The sequence below is a fragment of the Sulfitobacter sp. EE-36 genome (genome assembly GCF_000152605.1).
GTDB classification, from domain to species: Bacteria; Pseudomonadota; Alphaproteobacteria; order Rhodobacterales; family Rhodobacteraceae; genus Sulfitobacter; species Sulfitobacter pontiacus.
In genome coordinates, this window is record NZ_CH959310.1 from 1,629,126 (window position 1) to 1,647,565 (window position 18,440).

Sequence of the window (18,440 nt, forward strand, 5' to 3'; positions counted from 1 at the left end):
CAGGGATGCGATGCCTCCGGCGGGGATTTTTAACCATTTGGAAGCGGCCTACGTGCGAGTTTTTCGACGTTGGTCGCATTTGTGCTGTCTTTGGTCGGCTGGGTTCTGCGTTTTGCGCGGGGGCTGCTAAATGTCGCTAAGACCTATTCTGGCGGAGCATTGGATTCATGAAAACTCAAGTCAAAGCACTGGTTGTGGGCGGCGGTGCCGTTGGCACGTCGATTGCCTATCATCTGGCCCGCGCCGGATGGGACGATGTGATGCTGCTTGAGCGGGACGAGCTGACCTCGGGGTCTACATGGCACGCGGCAGGGCTGTTGCCCTATTTCAACATGTCCTATGCGACGACCCACATCCACGACTATTCGATCAAGTTCTACAAGACGCTTGAGGAAGAGACCGGCCTGAACGCGGGCTTTGCCGTGGTGGGGAACCTGCGCATGGCGCAGACGGACGAGCGCATGGACGAATACATGCTCTATGCCTCGACCGCCGAGACCTGCGGCGTGCCCTATACCTTCATGACGCCGGACGAGATCAAGGCAAAATGGCCGCTGATCAAGACCGACGATCTGAAAGGCGCGCTGTACCACCAGACGGACGGCTACATTAACCCCGCCGATGTCACCATGGCGATGGCCAAGGGCGCGCGGCAGCGGGGGGTGGCGATTGAGCGCAAGTGGCAGGCGGATGCCTTTCACTGGAATGGCGAGGCGTGGGAGGTTACCATCACCAAGATGGTCGAGAAAGGCGGGAACCTAGTCCCCTCGGACGAGCAGGTCGTGATCACCGCGGAGCATGTCGTTACCGCCAGCGGCAACCACGCGCAGCGCACCGCCAAGATGCTGGGCATCAAGATGCCCGCCATTCCAGTCGAACATACGTTTATCGTGATGGATCAGGACCCCGAGCTGGTCAAATGGCGCGCCGACGGCAATCCGGAGCACCCGGTCGTGCGGGACGCCGACAATGAATCCTACGCCCGCGAAGAGCGGGGCGGCTGGATTTTGGGCATCTATGAGCGCGGCGCGCCTGCACGGTTCGAATATGGGGTGCCGGACAGCTTCCGGGCCGATCTGTTTCCGCTGGATCTGGACCGGATCGCGGATCAGTATATGGCGATGGCCGAACGCGTTCCGTCTTGTGCGGACTCCGGCCTCAAGGACGATTTCAACGGGCCGATCTGCTATACGCCCGACGGCAACCCGCTGGTTGGTCCGGCACCCGGCCTGCGCAATATGTGGCTGGCCGAAGGGTTCTCTTTCGGGATCACGGCTGCGGGGGGCACGGGCTACTACCTTGCGCAGATGATGGTCGAGGGCGAGGCCGAGATCGACATGGCGTCGCTGGACCCCAAACGCTATGGCGACTGGATGACCACCGAATATGCCGCGCGCAAGAACGAAGAGGCCTATGAGCACGTCTATATCCTGCACCACCCGGATGAGGAGCGCCCCGCGTGTCGGCCCTTGCGTACCTCGCCTGCCTATGACCGTCAGGCCGCCCGTGGCGCACAGTTCGGCCATGTGAACGGGTGGGAACGCCCGAACTACTTTGCGCCGCTGGGGTTCAATGACCACGACAGCCGGTCCTTCCGGCGCGGCGGCTGGTGGCAGCATGCGGTCGATGAGGCCAAGGCGATCCGCGAGGGCGTGGGCCTGATCGATGCGACCGCCTTTACCAAACATCTGGTCAAGGGGCCGGGGGCCACTGCCTTTCTGGATTGGTTCACCTGCAACAAGTTGCCCTCCGTCGGGCGCATCAACCTGACCTATGCGCTGACGATCAACGGCACCACGCGCACCGAATATACCATCGTGCGGCTCGCTCAGGATGAATACTACCTTGTGTCCGCCGGGGCCTGGACGGCCTATGACAGTGATTTCCTGCGCAAGGCCATTGCCGATAAAGCGCCCGAATTCGGGTATATCGAATGTCATGACGTGACCACGCAATGGGGTGTCTTTGCCATCGCGGGCCCCAAATCGCGCGATGTCCTGAAAGAGGTCATCAAGGACGCGGACCCCGAGACGGTGCTGAGCAACAAGCGGTTCCCCTGGTTGACCATGCGCAATATCGAGCTGGGGATGGTCCCCGTCCGCGCCATCCGCGTCGCCTATACCGGAGAGCTCGGCTGGGAGCTGCACCACCCGATCGAGATGCAGAACCACCTGTTCGATCTGCTGGAGAAGGCGGGCGAGAAACACGGGATGAAACTGGTGGGCGCGCGGGCACAGAACTGGCTGCGGCAAGAGAAATCCTACCGCGCTTTCGGCAATGAACTGGGCCGCGATGCCACCCCGCTAGAGGCCGACCTGCCGCGCTTTGTCGACCTGTCCAAGGACTTCCACGGCAAGGACGCAATGCAGGCCCATGGTATCCGCAGCAAATGTGTGACCTTGCTGATCGACGGGCCCGACGACGCCGACCCTTGGGGCCGCGAAGTGCTGTATCACGGCGACACCCGTGTTGGTCGCCTGACCTCGGGCGGGTATTCGGTGGCCTTCGGGAAATCCATCGGCATGGGCTACGTCAAACCCGACATCGCGGTGGTTGGCACAAAGCTGAAGGTCAAGATGTTCGACCAGCTATGGGATGCCGAAGTTGTGGAGGACAGCCCCTACGACCCGAAAAACGCGACCATCCGCGTGGATGGATGAGGCTCGAACCTAGTCGAGCGGCGGCATGCTCTGCCGCTCGGCCATGCGCTGCCGGTGATGTTGAAGATACGCAGGGTCGGGTAGGAACCGTTCTGGTAACTGTAACCTTTCGGAGGTCCCGGTAGCTAGTTTGCGTTTAGATTCGGCGGGCAAATCATCGGCCATGATCATGCGGTAATCATCGTCAAAACTGATCAGATGTCGGTCAAAGGCGCGATCATGAAGGGCGTTCAGGCAAATGCCATTTTCGGGGTAGAACCGTTGAGCATCGTCCTCTTGCCACCCGACGATATGGCTTGCGGTCAGCAGGCGTGTATCGTCGATACCCGTTAGTGCACAGCGAGAGCGATAGTTGTTCAGGATCATCTCGCGAAAGAAGCTTTGTCCGGGCCGCTGCACAACCGTACGTTCGGTGACTTCGGCTTGCTTTGCGATCCAGTTTGCCTGCCGCTGCTCGGAAAAACCGGGTGTCTGCTGGGGTGACGGCAAGATCTGCGCTTCATAGGCATTAAATACGATAGAGGGGTCTTGCCGGAACCGCGCCCAGACTTGCCGGTCCATCGCAGAAAGGTTGCCGAGCCCCCTTTGCGACAGTGTGTCATCCAGCGCGGCAAGATTGGACAGTTTCATTGCCACGGCCGATGGCGTGCGTCCGATCCGTTCTGCCATGCGGATGATCTGCGGTGTGCCGGAATGGAACTTGCCAAAAGGAAGCCGCAGATACAGTGACAAAGCCTCAGTGACCTCGTCTTCGGTCCAATTTCGACGTGTGGTCATATACCTGCCGTTTTCGCTCGGAAAATCCTGCCAGGTTCAATTTATAATTGCAATGTCAAAGGTCTTGCCCTGGTAGATTGTGGTGGTGATCTACGGCACCTGACGCCGCACGAGCCAGTTGTCCCAACTGCTGGGGCTGCCGGCATAGACGTTGATGTCGATGTCTCCTGCGGCACCCGGGACGCGGCCGGTGCTGGTGTATTGCCAGAAGGTCCAGCGCTCGTCGGGGTATTTCTCGGACGGGTGGGCGGCGGTGGAGCGGAGCCAGAATTCGACACCGCGCAGACGCCCCATGTCATTCTGGGCATAGAACTCCGGCGTGGTGTAGACGACGGGCTGCTGCCCGTAATGCGCGCGCAGGATGCTTAGGAACGTCTGCGCGTTGCGGCGGACGGTATCGGCGGGCGGGCGCAGGGTGCAGGTGGGGGAAAAGGGGTTCCACTCCAGATCCAGCACGGGGGGCAGCATGCCCGGCGCTTTGGGCACGTTTTCGATGAACCAGCGGGCCTGTTTCTCGGGCGTCGTGCAGAAATAATAGAAGTGATAGGCCCCGCGGGCGACACCGGCGCGGCCGGCACCGTCCCAGTGGTTCTGGAACATCGGGTCCAGCAGATCGCCGCCTTCGGTGGCTTTGATGAAGGCGAAGTTCACGCCGGAGACGCGGGCCTCGCCCCAGTTCAGCGGTTGCTGGAAGCGCGCCACATCGATGCCGTGCACCGCATAGCGTTCGGGGCTTTGGCCGGGCCAGTCGAACGGCTTGCGGTCGCCGAAATTGGCCGCCGTCACATCCCCCACAGGGACAGAGAGTTGCGGCGCACCACAGGCCGAAAGGGCAAGGGCAGAGAGGAGGGCAAGGACGCGAAGTCGGGGCATAGGGTCACGGCTTTCGTGCGATAAAGGCCAGATTATTGGCGGGCATGTCGATCCTGTCGATCGGGCTTAGTGCAGCATCGCTGAGCCAACGCGTGATGTCGACCGTATCCTTGTACCCGATCGCAGGATCGGCGGTGCGCAGCTCGGCGTCGAATTTCGCATCTCCGTCGGAGGTGAGCACACCCTCGCGGCGGAACGGACCATAGAGGATCAACGTGCCACCGGGGGCGAGCGCAAGCGCGGCTTCGGCGATGACCTGCTGTGCGGCACCCGTCGGGATCAAATGCAGCAGGTTGGCGAGGAAGATCAGGTCTTGCGGTGGCAATGGCTTGTGCCAGCCCGTCGCCGTGGCATCCAGCGGTGCGGCGGGGGCGACGTTGGTCAGCCCGGCCTCGGCGATATAGGCGTCGATGCTGGCGCGGCGGTCGGGGGCGGGCTCGGTCGGCTGCCAGTGCAAATCGGGTAGGGCGCGGGCGAAGGCGGCAATATGTTGCCCCGTCCCGCTGGCAATCTCGAGCGCGCGACCTGTCTGAGGTGCATGGTCACGCAGCAGGTCACACAGGGCGTCTTTGTTCCGGTCGGCGGCGGGGGCGTGCAGCATGGCACCGCGGGTGGGCAGAGCGACGCTGGCGCTTGGGGGAAGCTTGGCTGTCATGCGCGCAGCCTATCGGGGCGCAATGCCTCGACCACCGGATCGGGCAGCGACGGCGCGTTGCCAAGGGTCAGATCGGCCACCAGTTGCGAGGCGGCGGCGCTGGTCTGGAAACCGTAGCCGCCTTGTCCTGCGCTCCAGATGAAGTCGGGCTGGGCGGGATCGGGGCCCAGCACCAACGTGCGGTCCACGGCAAAGCTGCGCAGCCCCGCCCATGTCGCGATGGGTTTCGTCAGCGGCACGGCGACCATGTTCTGATACCGCTCCAGCCCTTCGGCCAGCACCATGTCGTCGGCCCATGCGTCCTGCGGTTCGGTCGCGTCCTCATCGGCGGGCGAGATCAACAGCGCACCCGCGTCAGGCTTGGCGTACCATGTTTCGCCCACGCCAAAGAACATCGGCCAGCGCGATAGGTCATGCCCCCCCGGTGCCGCAATGCGGGCCATGGACCGGCGGTAGGGGGTGATGCCGATGGGGGGCACACCGGCCAGAATGGCGATCTGGTCGGCCCAGGCTCCGGCGGCGTTGACCAGTTTTGCGGCGTGATGGATGTGCGGGCCTGCGGTGACCTTCCACGTATTGCCCGTGCGGGTGATGGATGTGACGGGATGCCCGGTTTCAATCCGTCCGCCATTGCCGCGTAGCTCTTTGGCGAAATCCTGCAGCAGACGGTCGGTATCAATATCATGGGCGTCAGCGTGGTAGCCGGCAAAGGCGATGCGCTCGGCGGCCAGGATCGGCACAAGGCGGAGCGCATCGTCGGGGGTGATCTGTTCGACCCCCATATGGGCGAGATCGCTGTGAAACGCCTCTTCCTCGTGGCGGTCGGCGATGATCATCAGGCCGCGCGGGGACAGGTAGCCGCCGTCGCGCAGATAGCCGACGGTGGCCTTGTTCAGCGCCCGCACGGAGGGGGCACCGTAATTCTCTTCGATCAGCGCGGCCGACCGGCCAGAGGCGTGATAGCCAAGCGCTTTTTCCCCTTCGATCACCGTGACTTTTGCATCACCGGACAGGCGCGCCGCGGCCGAGATGCCCGCGATGCCGCCGCCGATCACAAGGATATCGGATGTGCTTTCTGTCATAGGTACCCCCTGTCCCTTGCACTGGTTTCACGCAGGCCTGTCCCGCCGGCCCCACGTTCCGTGCTTATGGGTGACATGGGCCGGTGGGACGTGCAACCGCGCGGTTAGGCATCGGTTTTGCCGCGCGCGGTGGCGCGACCATAGGCGGGGCGCGCGTGGATCATCTCGACAAAGCCAGCGAGTGCGGGATAATCCTTGGCGCGGCCCTGCTGCATCGCGATCTCTGCCGGAAAGCTGAGCATGATATCCGCCGCCGACAGCGTATCCTGCACAAAATGCCCCGAGGCGCGCACGCGGCTGTTCATGTAGCTATAGTGGTTGTCCAGTTCAGACGCGATGCGCGGATGCAGCGGCGCACCGGCGTCGCCCAAACGGCTGACATAGAGGTTCAGCAGGATCGGCGTCATCGCGGACCCTTCGGCGAAATGCATCAGTTCAAGGTGCTGCAAATAGGCGGCGCTGTCACGATCGGGGATCATCTGCGGCGCGAAACGGGTGCAAAGCACCTCGGTGATGGCCGCGCTCTCGGCGATCAGCGTGCCGTCGATCTCGACCATGGGGGATTTGCCCAAGGGGTGCACGAGCTTTAGCTCGGGCGGGGCGAGGTTGGTCTTGGCATCGCGGGTATAGGGAATGACATCATAAGGCGCGCCGATTTCTTCGAGCAGCCACAAAATGCGATGAGAGCGGGACCGGTTCAGGTGGTGGATTTTGATCATGACGCTGATGATAGCGTGTTGCAGGCGGATGGGTAGTGGGCATGCATCCCCCGCGCCGTATTTGACAAGCGACGCGGGGGCTTGAGGTCATGTCAGACGGTGGCGCAGCGCGGGTAGGCGCGACAGGATCAACACATCGACCGCCAGCACGCTCAGCAGCACGGCCCCGGCCATGGGGAAGGCCATCGACACGAACAGCCCGACCAGCACGGCACCCTGCCACAACGGCAGCTCTGACGGCATGGGCGGGGCGGAGAGGCGGCCAGCGGCGGTAGGGCGACGCTTCCACCAAAGCACCAGCGCACTGACGCAGAGGAACAGCACCGACAGGCAGACCAGCGTATTGGCCAGCACGCTCAGCAGCCCCAAGGTGCCCATGTGCAGCGCAATCCCCACCGCCATGGCTTTGCCCGCAAGCGAATAATCGGCATAGCGCACATCGGCGAGGATATTGCCGCTGTGCTGGTCGATATGCACGGTGCGGTCCGACATCGGGTCGGTGCTGTCAGTGTTCATGGAATCGCGGCTCAGCGTCCAGACGCCGGTATCGTCCTGCGGCAGGTTCATCTGATAGCGCGCGTCAAAGCCGATCTCGCGCGCCAATGCATCGATGCTGTCAATCGTGACGGCCCCTGCAACCCCCGCAGCCCCAGCCGCGCTGCCAGAGGCAGGCATCGGCGTTTGTTCCAGCGCCCAAGGCACCTCGCGGCGGTGGTGGTTCATGCTGGCGTGGATGTCGTCCGAGAGGGGCACGGCATCCCATTTCTCGGCAGGGAACTGGCTCCAGGCTTGCACCATCTTGCCGCCCCAGATGCCCGCCCAGGACAGGCCCGAGATCAGGAACAGCACCAGAAAGGCCGATACCCAGATGCCCACAACACCATGCAGCGATTTCCACATCGCACGGCCCTTGGTGAAACGTGGCACCAGCGTTCCGCGCCAGCCTGCACCACGCGGCCACCACATATAAAGCCCCGTGGCAATCAGCACCAAGGCGATCGAGGCCGCGGCTTCTATCATGCGATCACCGGTCACCCCCAGCATCAGATCACTGTGGATGCCATCCGCGAAATCATACCAGCCGGACCGACGCGGAAAGCTCTCGATCACCTTGGCCGTATAGGGATCAACCGCAACCATCACCGCATCCCCATCGTGGTCCACGCGGAACAGGGCCGCCAGATCAGGCGCGCGTGGGGCCACATATTGCACCAGCGTGCCGCCGGGCACGGCCTCGACCGCGGCTTGTGACTGTGCCGAGACCGACAGAACGGTTTCCTGCACGGTCACCGGGGTAAATTCACCGTCGCGCCCGTCGATCCAGGCGATCCACAGCATCGCCATACCGGTTATGGCGAGAACCGACAGAAAGGGCAGCACGAACAGCCCCGCATAGAAATGCCAGCGCCATGCAGCAAAGTAGAGTTTGTTCACGCCGCCGTCGGGTTGCGTGGTTTGGGTAGGGGTCGTCATATGAGGGCTCCAAGCCTAAGGGCCTGCATCATCGGCAGGCGGAAAGAATGAACAGATGGGATGGATGTTCAGACTTGGGGCGGGGCGCGGGTCAGCCGGCTGGGGTCAGGCTTGCGTGTGTGCAGCAGCCGCTTCGCCACAAAGCGCAGGGTTTGCGTTTTCTCAAGCACGGGAACGGGCAGGCCGGTGACCGCTTCGGGCAGCGCCATGGCACCGATCAGGCGGCAGGTCTTGCAATCGGCCATATTGCCTGAGTGCGGGCTATCACCGGTGCCGCATAGGTCCGCCAGCGCGCCGCCATTGGCAACATAGGCTTGCAGCTCGGGCGACAGGTCTACGGGCGCGAAACGATGCGCAAACCCCGATGTCGCAAGCGACAGCAGCACCAGAACGGTGGCAAGCAGTTGGCAGGGGAAGGCGGGCAGAAAGCGCATGTACCTTCTGTAGGCAGCTTGGTCGCCCCGCACCAGATGCGTTTTGTCGCAAGACGGGGCACCGCGGTGATTTCGCAACAAAAAAGGCCCCGCGGATGCGAGGCCTTTGATCGTGTCAGGTCAGTGTCCGGCTTAGTTCGGAATGTCGCCCTTGATGCCTTCGACATAGAAGTTCATGCCCGCCAGCGTGCCGTCATCGGCTGTTTCGCCTTCCGCCAGGAAATCGGAACCGTCCTGCTTTTTCAGCGGGCCGGTGAACGGGTGGTAGGACCCATCCGCGATCGATGCTTTCAGCGCCAGCGCTTCTTCTTTCACGTCAGCAGGCACGGCGTCCGTAATCTCGCCGATACCAACCATGCCGGCACCGATGCCGTCCCATGTGTCTTTGCTTTCCCAGGTGCCATCCATGACCGCTTTGGTGCGGGCGATGTAGTAGGGGGCCCAATCGTCAATGATCGACGAGACGCGCGGCTTGGGCGCGTATTGCGCCATGTCGGACGCCTGACCAAAGGTGATCACGTCGCCCGCTTCTTGCGCCGCCGCCTGAGGTGCTGTGGAATCGGTGTGCTGCAGGACAACATCCGCACCCTGTTCGATCAGAACCTTGGCCGCATCTGCTTCTTTGGCGGGGTCAAACCATGTGTAGGCCCAGACGATCTTGAACTCGACATCGGGGTTCACCTTCTTGGCGTGGATATAGGCCGAGTTGATGCCACGGATCACTTCGGGGATCGGGAAGGACCCGATATAGCCGATGATGTTCGATTTGGTCATCTTGCCCGCGATGTGACCCTGAATGGCGCGACCTTCGTAGAAACGCGCGGAATAGGTCGACACGTTGTCGGCACGCTTGTAGCCGGTGGCGTGTTCGAATTTCACATCCGGGAATTTGCCCGCGACGTTGATGGTCGGGTCCATATAGCCAAAAGACGTGGTAAAGATCAGGTCCGCGCCGTCCAGCGCCATCTGCGTCATCACACGCTCGGAATCGGGGCCCTCGGCCACGTTTTCAACAAAGACGGTTTCGACCGCGTCGCCGAATTCTTTCTCGACTGCCAGACGGCCCTGGTTGTGTTCATAGGTCCAGCCGCCATCGCCGACGGGGCCAACAAAGACAAAACCGACTTTGGTCTTGTCTTGGGCATATGCGCCGCCCGCAAGCCCAAGCGCCAGTGCCGCGCTGGCCATAAGTGTGGTGAATTTCATAACGTAGTCCCCTGAGTAGCGCGCCTTTTATCCGGCGCTTGAAGATAGGCCCCTAGTGAGAGGCGTGGAAAGTGCGGCCCAGCGATGCCGGCGCAGCGCTTTTATCCGCGGAAAGGATCACCAGCACAAGGATGGTGATGAGGTAGGGCGACATTGCCAGATACTCGACCGGAATGGCAACGCCCGCGCCTTGCAGATTCAGCTGAAGCTGCGTGATACCGCCAAAAAGATAGGCACCCAGCAACAGCCGCCAGGGCTTCCAGCTGGCAAAAACCACCAGCGCAAGGGCGATCCAGCCCACACCGGCGGTCATGCCTTCTGTCCATTGGGGCACACGGATTAGGCTGATGTAGGCCCCGCCCAGACCGGCACAGGCCCCGCCGAACATGATCGCCAGCGTGCGGATGCGCACCACCTTATAGCCAAGGGCGTGGGCCGCCTCGTGGCTTTCGCCGACAGCGCGCAGGATCAGCCCCATGCGGGTGAATTTCAGCACTGCCCAAACGGCGACGACCAGCGCAAAGCCCAAGTACAGAATGATATCATGGGAAAAGAAGATCGGCCCGATGACGGGGATGTCATGCAGCGGGCCAAAGTTCACATCCGGCAGGCGCGGTGGTTTGATCCCGACATAGCTTTGCCCAAGCAACGCCGAAAACCCCAGCCCGAACAGCGTCAGCGCCAAGCCCGATGCGACCTGATTAGCCAGCGTGATCTGGGTCAGGAAGGCGAACAGCAGGCTCAGCAACGCGCCCCCCACGGCCGCGGCGGCAAAGCCCAATAGGGGCGATCCGGTTTCAACGGCGGTCGCAAAGCCGCAGATCGCGCCGATGATCATCATCCCTTCGACCCCAAGGTTCAGCACGCCGGATTTCTCGACCACCAACTCGCCCAAAGCGGCAAAGATCAGCGGCGTCGCCGCTACCAGAAAGCCCGCGACAAAGAGCACCGGATTGATTGCAGACAGATCCATTACGCGACCTCCGTCCGGCCAAGGCGCAGCCGGTAATGGGTGAAAAGATCAAAGGCGAGCAGGAAGAACAGCAACATCCCCTGAAACACCTGGATGGCAGCGGCAGGCAGTCCCAACTGGCTTTGCGCGATGTCGCCCCCGATATAGGTCAGCGCCATCAGACCACCGGCCAGCAGGATACCCACCGGGTGCAACCGCCCCAGAAAGGCGACGATGATCGCGGTGAACCCGTAGCCCACGTTGAAATCGATGGTGATCTGCCCCGCAGGACCCGCGACCTCGAACATCCCTGCCAGACCGGCCAGCAAACCCGACATGCCCATGCAGAACAAAACCAGTCGCGTCGGGTTCACGCCGGAAAACCGCGCCGCCCGCGGTGCCTCCCCGGTCACGCGGATGGCAAAGCCCAACCGGTGCCGCGCCAATAAGACATAGGCAAAGATCACCGCGATCAGCGCGGCAACCACCCCCCAATGCATCCCCGATCCCGCGATTAACTCACCATTATGGGCCGATGCATATTGCTGCAGGTTGCGGCTGCCCGGAAAGCCGAAACCTTCGGGGTTTTTCAGCAACCCAAGGCTGACAGAGGCGAGGAATTGTTCCGCCACATAGACCAGCATCAATGACACGAGAATCTCGTTCGTCCCGAATTTGACCTTGAGCACGGCAGGGATCATGGCCCAGACCCAACCGCCAAGCGCGCCTGCAAGCACCATCACCGGAAAGATAAAAACACTTTCTGCGGGGTAGAAGGCCAGACCTGCACCGGCACCGCAAATGGCCCCCATGATGTACTGGCCCTCGGCCCCGATGTTCCAGATCCCCGCCTTGAACCCCAGCGACAGGCCAATGGCGATCAAGACCAGGGGTGCCCCTTTCACCAGCAACTGCGGGCGATAGTAAAAGGCGAAATCGCCGAACAGCGGCTCCCAGAAAATCGTCATGATCGACGCGACAGGGTCTTTGCCAAGCACCGCGAACAGCGCGCCGCCAAAAACCATCGTGGCAATCACCGCCAGAACCGGCGTTGCATAGGAAAACGCCCAGCTGGCCTGCGGCCGTTTCTCAAGCCGCATCATGCCGCGCCCCAGTTCTTGTCATCTGCTTCATTTTGCAAGGAAAACTCCACGGGGGTGTGGGGGTGTGAAACCCCCGCAAGCAACGCGTCAAACATGCGCCACCTCCATCCCGTGGGCCCCGCCCATCATCAATCCGATCTCGTCCACCGTCAGCCCTGCCGCGGCGCGCGGCTCCGACAGGCGGCCCTCGTTCAGCGCGGCGAAGCGGTCCGAGATTTCCATCAGCTCGTCCAGATCCTGACTGATCACGATCACGGCTGTGCCATTCTCGGCCAGATCCAGCAGCGCCTGCCGGATCGCCGCCGCGGCAGAGGCATCGACCCCCCATGTGGGCTGATTGACCACCAGCACCTGCGGATTTTGCAACACCTCGCGGCCGATGACGAATTTTTGCAGGTTCCCGCCCGACAGCGACCGCGCGGCATTGCCGGGGCCGGGGGTGCGCACGTCGAAATCCGCGATGATACGTTCGGCAAACCGTTTGGCGGCGGGCCAGTTCAACATGCCGCGCCGCTCCAGTTTTTCGCGCACGGCACCGGTCAGCATCGCGTTCTCGGTCAGGGACATATCAGGGGCGGCGGCATGGCCAAGCCGTTCCTCGGGCGCGGTCAGGATACCCAGACGGCGGCGCGCGGTGGGGCCAAGCTGGCCCACGTCCTGACCCTCGAACCCGATCATGCCAGCGGCGGTCGGCAACTCGCCCGACAGGGCCGACAGCAATTCATCCTGCCCGTTGCCCGCCACGCCACCGATGCCCAGAATCTCGCCCGCGCGGACTTGCACGGTGATGTCACGCAGCGGCATGCCAAAGGAACTCGGCGAGGGCGCGGACAGCCCCTTCAGGTCCAGCTTGACCGCGCCGGGCGTCTTGCCTGCGCGGGTCGGTGTCTTGAGCGTGCTGCCCACCATCATTTCTGCCATATCCCGTGCCGTCGTCTCTGACGGGGTGCAATGGCCTACCACCTTGCCCAAACGCAGGATCGTGGCGCTGTCACACAGGCTGCGGATCTCTTCGAGCTTGTGCGAGATATAGAGGATCGCGGTGCCCTCGGCGCTGAGCTTGCGTAGGGTTTTGAACAGGATTTCAACCTCTTGCGGGGTCAGAACGCTGGTAGGTTCATCCATGATCAACAGTTTGGGGTCTTGCAGCAGGCAGCGGATGATCTCGACCCTCTGGCGTTCACCGGCCGAAAGGTCGCCGACGATGCGGTCGGGGGCCAGCGGCAGGCCGTAGGCCTCGGACACATCGCGGATCTGCTTGCTGAGGGTGCGCAGCTTGGGCGCGTTCTCCATCCCGAGGGCGATGTTTTCGGCCACGCTGAGCGCATCAAACAGTGAGAAATGCTGGAACACCATGCCCACACCGGCGGCGCGTGCGGCGCGGGGCTCGTGCGGGGCGAAACTGGCTCCGTGCATCTGCATCGTGCCGCTATCGGGTTTGACCAGCCCATAGATCATCTTGACCAGCGTCGACTTGCCCGCGCCGTTTTCCCCCAGCAGCGCGTGGACCTCGCCCGGCGCGATCCGCAGTGTCACGTCATCATTGGCGACAACACCGGGGTAGGCTTTGGTCAGCCCGGAAAGCGCCAGAAGGGGCGTGTCGGTCATGCGCAGCGTTCCTTTTGTGTCAAACGAACCTGTTTATTCGTGCGGGCGGGTTCAAATTGCAAGAGTTGCGTGGCCACCCCAAGCGCAATCGCTTGAGGATGCTTGCCAAATTGCCGCGCGCCGATGGGGCAGGTGATGCGGGCGATCTGTTCGGGGGCATGGCCAAGGGCGACCAGACGGCTACGAAACCGCGCCCATTTCGTGTCTGACCCGATCAACCCGCCAAAGGCGAAATCGCGTTGCAGCAAGCGGTGGCAGAGCTCCAGATCGTCGTCATGGGCCGGTGTCATGATAAAATGTGCAGCGTCATCTTCAGCGCTGTGCAGCGCGGCACCCCAAGGGGCATCGACGCCGCTGACGCCCTCTGGCAGATCGTCCAGATACCCGGGGCGCGGGTCGGCGAGTATGACGCGAAACTGCGGCAGCGGGGCCAGAATACGCGCCAGCGCGCTGCCGACATGGCCCGCGCCGTGAATGACCACTTGCCGCGAGTGCTGCCACAGCGGCTCTGCCAACCAGCCACCGTGCAGGGTAATAGCGAGCGGTGTCGTGCCGCCACTGGCACGGTCGATCTTGGCGCGAAAACTGTCGGCAAGGGGCGGGGCCGCCGGATCAACAGCGCGCAGGTAGATGTCGGGGTAGGTGTCGGGCAGGGCTTCGACTGTGGCGGCGTCGAAACGCTCTGTCACGACTGTCACCGCCCCGCCGCAGCATTGGTTCATCGCGGGGCCAAGGGCGGCGCGGGTCAGCTTGCTGCGGGGGTCGCCCGCCAGCATGGCGGCGGCGTCGCGCATCGATTGCAGCTCAAGCTGGCCGCCGCCGATGGTGCCGGACGCACCGCCCGCCCAAACCAGCATCGACGTTCCCGCCGGACGCGGGGCAGAGCCTTTGACCTGCACCAGAACGATGCGCGCCACCGTGCCATGCGCGGCAACGGCCTGCGCCAGGGCTGCGCGGTCAAAGGGCATTGCGGGCCTTCCCGATGGCGGTCAGCACTGCTTCGGCCGTGGCGGGTGTTTGCAGGTCGCCAAACCCGTCGCCACAGGCGCTCACCGCATCCGACAGCGCCATAAAGGCCGAGATGCCCAGCATCAGCGGCGGCTCCCCCACCGCTTTTGACCGGTAAATCGTCTGCGCAGGGTTGGGCTCGTCCCAAAGCGCCACGTTGAACACATCGGGCCGGTCCGAGATGGCGGGGATTTTGTAGGTCGACGGCGCATGGGTTTTCAGCGTGCCTTTGGCATCCCAGACGAGTTCCTCGGTCGTGAGCCAGCCCGCGCCCTGCACATAGCCGCCTTCGATCTGGCCGATGTCCAGCGCGGGGTTCAGCGATGCGCCTGCGTCATGCAAGATGTCCGCGCGCAAAATGCGGTTTTCGCCCGTCAGCGTGTCGATCACCACTTCGGTGACGGCTGCGCCATAGGCAAAGTAGAAGAACGGGCGGCCCTTGCCCTTGATGCGGTCCCATTCGATTTCGGGTGTCTTGTAGTAGCCGGTGGACGACAGCGACACGCGGTTTTCATAGGCAGAGGCGGCAGCTTGGGCAAAGCTGATCACCTCTTCCCCGATATGAACCTGGCCTTGGGCAAAGCGTATCTGGTCTGCGGTGGTCTGATAACGCTCGGCCAGATGGTCGGCGATGCGGTCGCGGATCGTGTCGCAGGCCGCTTGCACCGCCATGCCGTTCAGGTCCGTCCCCGAAGACGCCGCCGTGGCCGAGGTATTGGGTACCTTGCCCGTATCCGTCGCGGTGATCTTGACGACCGAGAGGTCAACGCCAAAGCGACTGGCGGCGACCTGCGCGATCTTCTGGAACAGGCCCTGACCCATTTCCGTGCCGCCGTGGTTCAGGTGGATCGACCCGTCCTGATAGACATGCACCAACGCCCCCGCCTGATTAAGGTGGGTGAGGGTAAAAGAGATGCCGAACTTGACCGGCGTCAGCGCGATGCCGCGTTTCAGAACCGGCTGTGTCGCGTTCCAGTCGGCAATGGCGGCGCGGCGGGCGGCGTAGTCTGATGTCTGGGCCAGCCGGTCGGTCAGCGCGTTGATGATACAGTCCTGCACCGGTTGGTGGTAGGGGGTGGTTTGCAGACCCGTGGGCTGGGGTGGCGTGCTTTCCTGTGGTGCGGGCGGTGCCCCGCGAGAAGCAAGATCAGCCTCGGTATCATGGGGCAGGGCGCGGTGGTCACGGGCCTGTCCGGTAGCGTCAGGCTGCATCACATCGGCGTAGAAATTGGCCCGCCGCACCGCCAGCGGATCAAACCCGAGTGACTGCGCGATATGGTCCATAACCCGTTCGATGCCCACGATCCCCTGTGGCCCGCCAAACCCGCGAAACGCCGTGGCGCTTTGCGTGTTGGTGCGCAAGCGGTGCGAGGTGATGCGGATGTTATCGAGGTGATAGGCATTATCCGCATGCAGCATCGCACGGTCGGCCACGGGCAGGGACAGGTCCATCGCCCAGCCACAGCGGGTGTAATGGGTGAAATCCAGCGCCGAGATGCGGCCAGTGGCGTCAAAGCCTACGGTATAGTCAATGCGGAAATCATGGCGTTTGCCTGTGACGATCATATCGTCATCGCGGTCATATCGCATTTTGCAGGGGCGTCCCGTGCGCGCGGCCGCGACGGCACAGGCCACGGCGAGCGCATTGCCCTGACTTTCCTTGCCGCCGAAACCACCGCCCATGCGCCGCGTCTCTACCCGCACGGCGTGCATCGGCGTGCCAAGCGCCTCTGCCACCTTGTGCTGGATCTCGGTCGGGTGCTGGGTGGAGGAATGAACGACCATGTCGCCATTATCTTGCGGCAGGGCGAGGGCGGCCTGACCTTCGAGGTAGAAATGCTCTTGCCCGCCGATATTGATCGTCCCGCTCAGAGTTTGGGGGGCGGTGGTCAGCGCGGCTGTGGCATCGCCTTTTTGGTAGATGCGGGGGCCATCCTCGAACCGTGCATCGGCGGCCAGCGCCTCTTCGATGGTCAGGATCGGCGCGGTCGGGGTGATGTCCACCGCCCCAAGCCGCGCGGCGTGGCGAGCGGCAAGGTGGGTTGTCGCGATGACCATGAAGACGGGCTGGCCCGCATAATGTACCGCGTCGGTGGCCAGCAGGGGTTCGTCATGGTTTGACGGGGATACGTCATTGTCAAACGGCAGATCTGCCGCCGTCAGCACCGCCACCACACCGGGGGCAGCAGCGACATCGCGCAGGTCCATGCCGTTGAGCGTGCCCGAGGCCACCGTGCTCAGTCCAAAGGCGATATGCAGCGTTGTGGCCGGTGTCGGGATGTCGTCCACGTAACGCGCAGCCCCCGTGACATGGAGCTTGGCTGCATCATGGGGGAGGGGTTTGGCAACGCTCATGCTGTCACCTCGTGCAGGTTCGTGGGCAGGCCGTTCACGTCATGCAGATAGCGCAGCAGCAGGTTCTGGGCGGTCAGCAGGCGATACTGCGCCGAGGCGCGCATGTCGCTCATCGGCTGATAATCCAGCGCCATCGCATCCATCGCGCGGCGGATCGTCGCCTCGTCAAAAGGTTGGTTGATCAACAGGGCTTCGGTCTGGCTTGCCCGTTTCGGTGTGCCTGCCATGCCGCCAAAGGCGATGCGTGCGTCTGTGATTACATCGCCCGCGCGGGTGATGTTGATACAGCCGCACAGGGCCGAGATGTCCTGATCGAAACGTTTGCTGATCTTGTAGCAGCGCAGGCTGTCATCCTTGCCGGTGGGGAGCTTCGGGACGGTGATCGCCTCGACAAATTCTCCGGGGGCGCGGTCCTGTTTGCCGTAGTCGATAAAGAAGTCCTCAAGCGGCAGGCTCCTGCGGGTGTCGCCGTGACGCAGGTGCAATGTTGCCCCCATCGCGATCAGCGCCGGAGGGCCGTCCCCGATGGGCGAGCCATTGGCGATGTTGCCCCCGATGGTGGCCGCATTGCGCACCTGCGCCGAGCCATACCGCCGCAGCATCGCGCCCAAGCTGGGATAGAGCGGGCCAAAATGCGCGGTGAGCGTGGCAAGGGTGGTGGCTGCGCCGATGCGCCAGTGATCCCCGCCATCGGTGACGCCGCGCAGGTCGGGGATCTGGTTGAGAAACACGACCGGCCCCAGATCGCGGAATTGTTTAGTGACCCAGAGGCCGACATCCGTTGCCCCCGCAATCAGGGTCGCATCGGGGTGATCGGCGTACCAGCGGGCCAGTTCATCCGTGGTCGTGGGGCGCGAGGTCGCAGGGGGCTGTCCGCCCCCGTCCGGCTGCGCCGGCCCCCCCGAGGATTTAGGGCCATCTGGAAGTTTGAGGTTGCGCAGGTGGGCGGGCACGGGGGCGGCCTCGGCGGCTTTGGCGGCGCGGATGATGGGCGCGTAGCCGGTGCAGCGGCACAGGTTGCCGGCGAGCTGCGTGTCGTGGTCCGTGGCCCCGTTGAGATGGTCGGTGGCCATGGTGACGGCAAAGCCCGGCGTGCAAAAGCCGCATTGGCTGCCGTGATAGTCGACCATGGTCTGCTGCACGGGATGCAGGCTGCCGTCAGGTGCCGAGAGCCCTTCGACGGTGGTGACGGATTTGCCGTTGATCTGGGGCAGGAACAGGATGCAGCCGTTCAGGGCGCGGTGACCCTGATCGTCGCTGATCATAACGGAACAGGCGCCGCAATCGCCTTCGTTGCAGCCTTCCTTGGTGCCGGTCAGATGTCGGGTTTCGCGTAGCCAGTCCAGCAGCGTCATGGTGGGGGAGACGCCGGTCAGTGACACGACTTCCCCGTTGAGGAGAAAAGTGATGTCCATAGGGTTCGTTCCGCCGCGGTACCTCAGCCCGTGATCTGCGCGGCGTTCGATGCGACGTAGAACGCGGCGCGGGCAAATGTTGAACGAGGCTAGGCGGGGGCAAGGGGGCTTGGCAAGAGA

The 18,440-nt window shown here is 63.1% G+C and carries 15 protein-coding genes; 1 reads left to right on the forward strand and 14 read right to left on the reverse strand.

Going from position 1 to position 18,440, the window contains the following annotated elements; translation table 11 throughout:
* The first annotated feature begins 167 nt into the window (after window positions 1-167).
* Window positions 168-2,660: an FAD-dependent oxidoreductase gene (locus EE36_RS10470; RefSeq protein WP_005852047.1), complete on the forward strand. Its 2,493-nt coding sequence runs from the start codon at window positions 168-170 to the stop codon at window positions 2,658-2,660.
* Between the two features lie 9 nt (window positions 2,661-2,669).
* Here EE36_RS10470 and EE36_RS10475 read toward each other — a convergent pair whose 3' ends face one another.
* The 14 genes from EE36_RS10475 to xdhA form a co-directional block, all read right to left on the reverse strand.
* Window positions 2,670-3,437, reverse strand: coding sequence for an HNH endonuclease (locus EE36_RS10475; protein ID WP_005852049.1), 768 nt, complete (start codon window positions 3,435-3,437; stop codon window positions 2,670-2,672).
* A 90-nt stretch (window positions 3,438-3,527) separates the two neighbouring features.
* Window positions 3,528-4,310 (reverse strand): GH25 family lysozyme, encoded by a 783-nt coding sequence (locus tag EE36_RS10480; RefSeq protein ID WP_005852051.1) that lies wholly within the window; start codon window positions 4,308-4,310, stop codon window positions 3,528-3,530.
* Between the two features lie 4 nt (window positions 4,311-4,314).
* Window positions 4,315-4,965, reverse strand: coding sequence for a DUF938 domain-containing protein (locus tag EE36_RS10485; RefSeq protein ID WP_005852053.1), 651 nt, complete (start codon window positions 4,963-4,965; stop codon window positions 4,315-4,317).
* Window positions 4,962-6,047: an FAD-binding oxidoreductase gene (locus tag EE36_RS10490; RefSeq protein WP_005852055.1), complete on the reverse strand. Its 1,086-nt coding sequence runs from the start codon at window positions 6,045-6,047 to the stop codon at window positions 4,962-4,964. The genes EE36_RS10485 and EE36_RS10490 overlap by 4 nt, the downstream gene beginning before the upstream one ends.
* Window positions 6,048-6,151: 104 nt before the next feature.
* Window positions 6,152-6,766, reverse strand: a complete 615-nt coding sequence (locus tag EE36_RS10495) for a glutathione S-transferase family protein (protein ID WP_005852056.1) — start codon at window positions 6,764-6,766, stop codon at window positions 6,152-6,154.
* An 87-nt stretch (window positions 6,767-6,853) separates the two neighbouring features.
* Complete coding sequence (locus EE36_RS10500) at window positions 6,854-8,239, reverse strand: PepSY domain-containing protein (protein WP_005852058.1); 1,386 nt, start codon at window positions 8,237-8,239, stop codon at window positions 6,854-6,856.
* A 68-nt stretch (window positions 8,240-8,307) separates the two neighbouring features.
* On the reverse strand, window positions 8,308-8,673 hold the full coding sequence (locus EE36_RS10505) for a hypothetical protein (protein WP_005852060.1): 366 nt from the start codon (window positions 8,671-8,673) through the stop codon (window positions 8,308-8,310).
* A gap of 132 nt (window positions 8,674-8,805) precedes the next feature.
* A complete protein-coding gene (locus EE36_RS10510) occupies window positions 8,806-9,879 on the reverse strand; it encodes a BMP family ABC transporter substrate-binding protein (RefSeq protein WP_005852062.1) in 1,074 nt (357 codons plus the stop codon).
* Between the two features lie 52 nt (window positions 9,880-9,931).
* On the reverse strand, window positions 9,932-10,852 hold the full coding sequence (locus EE36_RS10515) for an ABC transporter permease (RefSeq protein ID WP_005852064.1): 921 nt from the start codon (window positions 10,850-10,852) through the stop codon (window positions 9,932-9,934).
* Window positions 10,852-11,934 (reverse strand): ABC transporter permease, encoded by a 1,083-nt coding sequence (locus EE36_RS10520; RefSeq protein WP_005852066.1) that lies wholly within the window; start codon window positions 11,932-11,934, stop codon window positions 10,852-10,854. The genes EE36_RS10515 and EE36_RS10520 overlap by 1 nt, the downstream gene beginning before the upstream one ends.
* Window positions 11,935-12,021: 87 nt before the next feature.
* Window positions 12,022-13,542, reverse strand: a complete 1,521-nt coding sequence (locus tag EE36_RS10525; RefSeq protein ID WP_005852070.1) for an ABC transporter ATP-binding protein — start codon at window positions 13,540-13,542, stop codon at window positions 12,022-12,024.
* Window positions 13,539-14,510, reverse strand: a complete 972-nt coding sequence (xdhC, locus tag EE36_RS10530) for a xanthine dehydrogenase accessory protein XdhC (protein WP_005852072.1) — start codon at window positions 14,508-14,510, stop codon at window positions 13,539-13,541. Before xdhC ends, EE36_RS10525 begins: the two co-directional genes overlap by 4 nt.
* On the reverse strand, window positions 14,500-16,905 hold the full coding sequence (gene xdhB / locus EE36_RS10535; RefSeq protein ID WP_005852074.1) for a xanthine dehydrogenase molybdopterin binding subunit: 2,406 nt from the start codon (window positions 16,903-16,905) through the stop codon (window positions 14,500-14,502). The genes xdhC and xdhB overlap by 11 nt, the downstream gene beginning before the upstream one ends.
* On the reverse strand, window positions 16,902-18,320 hold the full coding sequence (xdhA, locus tag EE36_RS10540) for a xanthine dehydrogenase small subunit (RefSeq protein ID WP_005852076.1): 1,419 nt from the start codon (window positions 18,318-18,320) through the stop codon (window positions 16,902-16,904). The genes xdhB and xdhA overlap by 4 nt, the downstream gene beginning before the upstream one ends.
* Window positions 18,321-18,440: the final 120 nt, after the last annotated feature.

Coding starts and splice junctions, on each gene's coding strand:
- EE36_RS10470 (WP_005852047.1), top strand. CDS start 168: ATGAAAACTCAAGTCAAAGCACTGGTTGTGGGCGGCGGTGCCGTTGGC.
- EE36_RS10475 (WP_005852049.1), bottom strand. CDS start 3,437: ATGACCACACGTCGAAATTGGACCGAAGACGAGGTCACTGAGGCTTTG.
- EE36_RS10480 (WP_005852051.1), bottom strand. CDS start 4,310: ATGCCCCGACTTCGCGTCCTTGCCCTCCTCTCTGCCCTTGCCCTTTCG.
- EE36_RS10485 (WP_005852053.1), bottom strand. CDS start 4,965: ATGACAGCCAAGCTTCCCCCAAGCGCCAGCGTCGCTCTGCCCACCCGC.
- EE36_RS10490 (WP_005852055.1), bottom strand. CDS start 6,047: ATGACAGAAAGCACATCCGATATCCTTGTGATCGGCGGCGGCATCGCG.
- EE36_RS10495 (WP_005852056.1), bottom strand. CDS start 6,766: ATGATCAAAATCCACCACCTGAACCGGTCCCGCTCTCATCGCATTTTG.
- EE36_RS10500 (WP_005852058.1), bottom strand. CDS start 8,239: ATGACGACCCCTACCCAAACCACGCAACCCGACGGCGGCGTGAACAAA.
- EE36_RS10505 (WP_005852060.1), bottom strand. CDS start 8,673: ATGCGCTTTCTGCCCGCCTTCCCCTGCCAACTGCTTGCCACCGTTCTG.
- EE36_RS10510 (WP_005852062.1), bottom strand. CDS start 9,879: ATGAAATTCACCACACTTATGGCCAGCGCGGCACTGGCGCTTGGGCTT.
- EE36_RS10515 (WP_005852064.1), bottom strand. CDS start 10,852: ATGGATCTGTCTGCAATCAATCCGGTGCTCTTTGTCGCGGGCTTTCTG.
- EE36_RS10520 (WP_005852066.1), bottom strand. CDS start 11,934: ATGATGCGGCTTGAGAAACGGCCGCAGGCCAGCTGGGCGTTTTCCTAT.
- EE36_RS10525 (WP_005852070.1), bottom strand. CDS start 13,542: ATGACCGACACGCCCCTTCTGGCGCTTTCCGGGCTGACCAAAGCCTAC.
- xdhC (WP_005852072.1), bottom strand. CDS start 14,510: ATGCCCTTTGACCGCGCAGCCCTGGCGCAGGCCGTTGCCGCGCATGGC.
- xdhB (WP_005852074.1), bottom strand. CDS start 16,905: ATGAGCGTTGCCAAACCCCTCCCCCATGATGCAGCCAAGCTCCATGTC.
- xdhA (WP_005852076.1), bottom strand. CDS start 18,320: ATGGACATCACTTTTCTCCTCAACGGGGAAGTCGTGTCACTGACCGGC.